Annotated in this window: 5 protein-coding genes; 3 read left to right on the top strand and 2 right to left on the bottom strand. The window is 67.6% G+C overall.

Annotated features, from left to right (window positions below):
- Positions 1 to 394: 394 nt before the first annotated feature.
- Both ABD810_RS38405 and ABD810_RS38400 read left to right on the top strand, forming a co-directional pair.
- Entirely contained in the window at positions 395 to 1474 is a 1080-nt protein-coding gene (locus ABD810_RS38405) for a trypsin-like serine peptidase (protein WP_344952739.1), read from the top strand.
- Positions 1475 to 1724: 250 nt separating this feature from the next.
- A complete protein-coding gene (locus tag ABD810_RS38400) occupies positions 1725 to 2801 on the top strand; it encodes a trypsin-like serine peptidase (protein ID WP_344952737.1) in 1077 nt (358 codons plus the stop codon).
- A 180-nt stretch (positions 2802 to 2981) separates the two neighbouring features.
- Here the strand turns inward: ABD810_RS38400 and ABD810_RS38395 are convergent, their stop codons facing one another.
- The gene (locus tag ABD810_RS38395; RefSeq protein ID WP_344952735.1) at positions 2982 to 4343 is read right to left on the bottom strand and encodes an NsdA family TPR-like regulatory protein; all 1362 of its coding nucleotides are present in this window, start codon (positions 4341 to 4343) and stop codon (positions 2982 to 2984) included.
- Positions 4344 to 4525: 182 nt separating this feature from the next.
- On the opposite strand from ABD810_RS38395, the gene ABD810_RS38390 reads away from it, so the two are divergent.
- Entirely contained in the window at positions 4526 to 4924 is a 399-nt protein-coding gene (locus ABD810_RS38390) for a hypothetical protein (RefSeq protein ID WP_344952733.1), read from the top strand.
- A gap of 34 nt (positions 4925 to 4958) precedes the next feature.
- Here the strand turns inward: ABD810_RS38390 and ABD810_RS38385 are convergent, their stop codons facing one another.
- Entirely contained in the window at positions 4959 to 6089 is a 1131-nt protein-coding gene (locus ABD810_RS38385) for an NAD(P)-dependent malic enzyme (RefSeq protein ID WP_344952747.1), read from the bottom strand.
- Positions 6090 to 6408 lie beyond the last annotated feature (319 nt).

The following is a 6408-nucleotide window of genomic DNA, read 5'->3' as shown; positions in this document are numbered from 1 at the left end:
GTCCGGCAAGATCGTCACCTCCGATGGCGACCTCGTCACCAAGGCCTGACGTTCTAGTCGGCTAGAGCACAGCACCACCTAGCGGGACCCGGCATTCGTGCCGGGTCCCGCGACTTTTACACGCTTCGCTGGTTGAGTGATATAGGTCACATCGTGCAGAAAAGGTACGTCCCTAAAGCGCGTGCCAGAGGGTCCATTGGACCGTTTCCACCTGTGCCTGTGCGGATGGCAGCCCGACTCGTGGGCGCCCTCCCGGACGTCCTGATGGGCCGCGAAAGCCAACCATTGTTGAGCTTTACTGTCCATTTCTCAGGATCAGACCGATAGGTTCTTACCGTCCCTTTTGGGGCGAGTGGGGCAGGAGTCAGCTCCTGCGGCAGAACAAGGAGTCTCATTGAACACCCGAGTCAAGCGCCTCATGCTCCCTCTCGGTGGCGTCGCCGTCGCCACCGGCATGATCGCGGCATCCCTCACGACCGCCGCCGTCGCGTCCTCCGCGGCCGCGCCGGCGTCCGATGGCCTGTCCGCCTCCAAGGGCGCGGCCATGGACACCCTCAAGTTCTGGACGGCCGGTAGCGGCAAGGCACTCAAGGCCGCCACCAGGTTCACGGATGACGCCTCCGTCAAGGGCAGGATCCGGCTGGGCGGCGGCGACGCCGAGCCCGACGGCAAGACCGGCACCGTCCCGCCCACCGGGCAGGAGAAGATCACCCCCACCAGGGTGAAGAACGTCAACCTGCCGAGGACCATCGGCAAGGTGTTCTTCCGCCTCAACGGCAAGACCTACTGGTGCTCCGGGTCCTCCATCCAGGGCAAGTACCGCAACCTCGTGGCGACCGCCGCTCACTGCGTCTACGACACCGACGCCAACCGCGAGACGCTGGACCGCTGGGTCTTCATCCCCGGCTACTACCAGGCCAAGGCTCCCTGGGGCATCTACGTCGGCAAGTCGGCGTACACGCACTACGACTTCGCCGTCTACGAGGACTTCGATAGCGACTACGCTTTCGTCACCGTCCACAACGGTGTCGAGGCGGGGACGTGGAAGGACGTCGGCCGCCTGGGCGACAACGTCGGCGGCCAGGGCTTCTCCTGGAACCAGCGGATCGGCCAGCAGGTCTACGCCTTCGGCTACCCCGCCGGCCCGCACCCCGACGGTGACAAGCCGTTCACCGGTGCGACGCCGAAGTACTGCTACGGCAAGACCTCCGCGGCCGGCCCCGTCTCCGGGTTCAAGGCCGAGGCGCAGATCGCGATCAAGTGCTCGATGACCGCGGGCGCCTCCGGCGGTCCCTGGATCGCGCAGTACAGCAGCACGAAGCGTCTCGGTTACGTCAACGGCGTCACCAGCCTGGTGGGCGACACCGACGCCAACGGTCGCTTCGACTTCGCCACCTCGCCGTACTTCGACAGCGAGACCTACTCGATCTACAAGTCGGCCGAAAACCTCTGGTCCGGCAAGATCGGCAAGTGATCACCGCATGACGTCGGCTGCCTGACCGCGGCATGACTGGAGGAGGGCCCGGCTTCGGCCGGGCCCTCCTCACTTTCAACCTCACCTTCCAGTGAGGTTTCCCTTGCTGCAACTCCCACCTAATAGCGATATGTCCGATTTAGGGGCTGCGTTATACGGCGCAGGTAAATACTTCACATAGGCTCGGGCAGATCCCCTCTGGGACGTATGAGACATAAGTCGTGTCTCATATCAGAACAAGAGGAGTTACATGAATACCCGAGCAAAGCGTTTCATCCTCCCCCTCGGCGCCGCCGTCACCGCCACCGGCATGATCGGCGCCGCCCTCACCACGTCCGCAGGGGCCACGGCCAAGCCCTCGCCGACGAACGTCAACCTCGCCTCCAGCAAGTCGAAGGCGAACGAGACCGCGAAGTTCTGGAGCGCCTCCGGAGGCAAGCAGCTCAAGGCCGCCACCCGGTACTCCAACGACTCCTCGGTGAAGGGAAAGGTCAAGTTCGGCGGGAGCGACGCGGCTCCTGACGGCAAGACCGGCACCGTCCCGCCCATCGGGCAGGAGAAGATCACCCCCACCAAGGTGAAGAACGTCAACCTGCCGAGGACCATCGGCAAGGTGTTCTTCCGCGTCAACGGCAAGCCGTACTGGTGTTCCGCTTCGTCGGTGCAGGCCAAGTACCGCAACCTCGTGGCGACCGCCGCTCACTGCGTCTACGACACCGACGCCAACCGCGAGACGCTGGACCGCTGGGTCTTCATCCCCGGCTACTACCAGGCCAAGGCTCCCTGGGGCATCTACGTCGGCAAGTCGGCGTACACGCACTACGACTTCGCCGTCTACGAGGACTACGACAGCGACTACGCCTTCGTCACGGTCTACAACGGCATCAACGTGCGGACCTGGAAGGACGCCGGCCGTCTCGGTGACAACGTCGGCGGCCAGGGCTTCTCCTGGAACCAGAAGATCGGCCAGCCGGTCTACACCTTCGGCTACCCCGCCGGCCCGCACCCCGACGGCGACAGGCCGTTCACCGGTGTGACGCCGAAGTGGTGCTACGGCAAGACCAGGGCGGCCGGTGTCACCGCCGCCTACAAGGCCGAGGCGCAGATCGCGCTGAAGTGCTCCATGACCGCGGGCTCCGCCGGCGGCCCGTGGATCGCCAAGTACAGCAGCACAAAGCGTCTGGGCTACATCAACGGTGTCACCAGCCTCATCGGCGACTCCGACGGCAACGGCCGGTACGACTTCAGCACCTCGCCGTACTTCGACAGCGAGACCTACGCGGTCTACAAGAAGGCCGCCAACCTCTGGTCCGGCTCGATCCGCTAGCCGTTCGTCAACGGTCGGCATCAGCACATCGGTATCAACGCGGGGCCCGGCTTCGGCCGGGCCCCGCGCCGCGTTCCGGGCCCCGTCCCGCGTTCCGAACCCAGCGCCAGGTCCCGAACCCAGCGCCACGTCTCGAACCCAGCGCCACGTCCCGAAGCCGACACCCGCCTGCCCGCTCGTTCACGCCGCCGGAGCCAGCTCCCTGCTGCGCCGGACCAGGACGGCCACGGCCGGCTCCCTGCTGAGCGGCTCCAGCCGTTTACGCAGGTCGGCGACGTAGGACCTCGTCCGTACGGACTGGAGGCCGACCGCCAGGTCGAGCGCCGAGGTACCCACCTGACAGGCCTCCTCCACGTCGCCGCACAGAGCGTGGGCCGAGGCGAGCAGCGAGAGGTTGAACATCCTCCCCCGGACGAACCGCCCGTCCATGTCGAGGGACCGGCGCGCGTACCGCACGGCCTGCGGCCCATCTCCCAGGTCCCTGAAGCAGTGGGCGTACTTGGCCGCGAGGTAGGCCTCGTCGAAGTAGCGGATCCACTCGGGTTCCTCATCGGGCCGGCGGCGGTCGAAGGCGAGATCGGCCTCGTGCAGTGCGAGGGCGCAGGACGCGCCGTCGGAGAGCGCCGCGTGGGCGTGGGCCTCCAGCACGTACGCCTCGGCCAGCAGGGACGGGACCTGCGCGCGGCGTGCGGAGAGCTGTGCCGCCCTGGCGAGGTCGAGGGCATGTCGTGGCTGACCTATGTAGATGGCTTGGTGGGCCATGCCGGCGAGGATCTCCCCGCCGAAGCCGTGGTCGCCGGCACCGCGCGCCAGGCTCAGCGCCTGGATGAGGTGGCGTTGCGCCAAGCCGTGCTGCTCCAGGTCGTAGGCCATCCAGCCCGCCAGGCGGGTCACCTCCGCCGCGGCCGACGCCAGAGCTCTGCCGGTCGCCTCGCCGTAGCTGCCCTCCTTCAGCAGCGGAGCGACCGCCGAATCCAGGTACTTCACGACGGCCGACCGCACCCGGCCTCCGCCGAAACGGTTGTCGAGCTCACCGAAGGAACGGGTGACCTCGCGAATCGCGGCGATGTCGGGCGCACCGACCTTACGCACCCCGCTGACCTCGGGCTTGCCTTCCAAGGGGAAGGTAAGCCAGCGCAGGGCTCCCGCCGAACCCGCTCCGACGGCGAAGGCGGAGTCGAGCAGGAACCTGCGCCTCTCCATGTCCGCCCTCCAAAGTGCTGTCACGGTCTCGACACCCTCCTGCCACGAGTGAGTGAATTCCTGCCCGAGGTCGAGGGGCGTGGCTCCCCCCGCCATACCAAGGTCCTCCGAGGTGACCGGCCGGCCGAGCTTCAACGCGAAGATCTCCGCCAGCAGCGTCGGCACCGGATCGCGCGGCTGCTGGCCCGCCATCCAGCGCAGCACCGAACTGTGGTCGTACCTCAGCCCCATGAGGCCCCGCGCGGCTCCCAGGTCGTTGAGCCTGCGCGCCAGCCCCTTGTGGGAGAAGGCGGCCTCGGCGACGAGATGCCGGAGGAGAAGGTTGGGCTCGCGTTGCATCGCTACATCCCCAGGAGGACTACGCGGACGGTCATGGACGCTCCGCCCACCGCAAGCCCCCTGCGCACACACATGCCCTTCGTGCACACCCTTGCCCGATCGGTAACGGAGGGTTTTTGTTATAGCACGATGAGTGACATGGTGTGGGAATTCCCAAGACTTGACCACAGGAGCGGTACGTCATGACGAAGGCAAGGGTTTTCGACTGGGATGTCTACACCGGCCACGACCCGGAAGGGTGGTCGGCCTGCGGGGTGACGACCACCGAGAGGCTCGCCATGGAGCGGGTGCGGACCACCTTCGCGGACATCCCATACGGGACCTGCGCATGGGCGGAGATCACCCGGGTACGGCTCGATCCCGCGCACCTGGCGCCGCGCGAGCGACTGGCGGACGGGCGGAGGGTGGCGGTACGGCTGTGGGACGGCAGCGTCGTCTGGTCGCTGCCCCGGAAGAGCCTGCATGCCCTGCGCCGTCCGAACACGCGCAGGCGCCCGCCCAGGCCGGACCTTCCCGGCGACTACGGAGGGCCCGCCGGCGGGCCGTACCCGCTCGGCGGCCCGAGCCCCGAGACCCGCTGAACGCGGACCCCGGGGCCTTGGCGGAACCGGCCTGCTACGCGCGTGCCACACCGTCCAGGCGGGCCTGGCCGGCGACGGCCTCCACGACCGCCGGGGCGACCCGGGGGTCGAAGGGACTGGGGATCACGTAGCTCTCCGACACGTCGTCACCGACGACGGAGGCGAGGGCGTGGGCGGCGGCGACCTTCATGTTCTCGGTGATCGTCGATGCCCGGACGTCCAGGGCGCCCCGGAACACCCCGGGGAACGCCAGCACGTTGTTGATCTGGTTGGGGAAGTCGGAACGGCCGGTGGCCACGACCCGCGCGTGCCTGCGGGCGACCTCGGGGTGGATCTCCGGTGTCGGGTTCGACAGGGCGAACACCATCGAGTCGCCCGCCATGGAGGCCACCGCCGTCTCCGACAGCGTCGAGCCGGACAGGCCGATGAAGACGTCGGCTCCGGCCAGCGCCTCCTCCGTGGAGCCGGTGAAGCCTCCGCGGTTGGTGTCCCTGGCCAGGGCCTCCTTGTAGGGGTTCAGCCCTTCGCGGCCCTGGTAGATCATGCCCTTGGAGTCGGAGACCGCGATGTCGCCGATGCCGGCGTTCAGCAGGATTCTGGTGACCGCCACACCGGAAGCTCCGGCGCCCGCCACCACGGCCCGCAGGTCGCCGAGGGATCGCCCGGTGAGGCGAGCGGCGTTCTGCAGGGCGGCGAGCACCACGATGGCGGTGCCGTGCTGGTCGTCGTGGAAGACCGGAATGTTGAGAAGCCCGCGCAGCCGCTCTTCGACCTCGAAGCAGCGGGGAGCGCTGATGTCCTCCAGGTTGATGCCGCCGAACGACGGCGCGAGCCGCACGACGGTCTCGACGAGGGCGTCGACCTCCGTGCAGTCGAGGCAGATCGGCACCGCGTCGACGTTGCCGAACTCCTTGAACAGCAGCGCCTTGCCCTCCATGACGGGCATGGCGGCGGCAGGGCCGATGTCGCCGAGGCCGAGGACGGCCGTGCCGTCGGAGACGACGGCGACGACGCCTCCGGCCCAGGTGTAGTCGTTGACGAGATCGGGTTGGTCGGCGATCGCGGTGCAGACCCTGGCGACGCCCGGCGTGTACGCCAGGGACAGGTCATCGGCATCGCGGACCGGGACGGTGGAGCGGATCTCGATCTTGCCGCCGCGGTGCATCGCGAAAACGGGATCGAGATCGAGGGATTCGAGAGAAACGGAGAACGGCGTGACTGCCACAGCGACCCCTGTGTCGTAAGGACGGTTTCCTTCGGTAGACGCCGCATGCGAACGAGGGCCCAGGCTTCTGTAGCCGCCCGGCGGCCGTCGTCGTTGACGGTCGTCTCTTGAGGGGGTACGGGGGTCACCCGTTGCTTGATTGTGCCACATGTCGAGACGCCTGCCGATGTTCGCTGCGCCACACATCTGCGGGTCACTTTCGTGCGCCAGGCGTATCCAACCGGACATATCCATACTTCTCCCCCTGTCCAGCTCATAC

It is taken from the genome of Sphaerisporangium flaviroseum, assembly GCF_039537005.1.
GTDB classification, from domain to species: Bacteria; Actinomycetota; Actinomycetes; order Streptosporangiales; family Streptosporangiaceae; genus Sphaerisporangium; species Sphaerisporangium flaviroseum.
The sequence above is the reverse complement of the archived record's forward strand: the minus strand, read 5'-3'. Positions and strand labels throughout refer to the sequence as shown.

Excerpts from the sequence above, each read along its gene's own strand:
- ABD810_RS38400 (WP_344952737.1), top strand. The coding sequence starts at position 1,725 with ATGAATACCCGAGCAAAGCGTTTCATCCTCCCCCTCGGCGCCGCCGTC.
- ABD810_RS38395 (WP_344952735.1), bottom strand. The coding sequence starts at position 4,343 with ATGCAACGCGAGCCCAACCTTCTCCTCCGGCATCTCGTCGCCGAGGCC.
- ABD810_RS38390 (WP_344952733.1), top strand. The coding sequence starts at position 4,526 with ATGACGAAGGCAAGGGTTTTCGACTGGGATGTCTACACCGGCCACGAC.
- ABD810_RS38385 (WP_344952747.1), bottom strand. The coding sequence starts at position 6,089 with ATGCACCGCGGCGGCAAGATCGAGATCCGCTCCACCGTCCCGGTCCGC.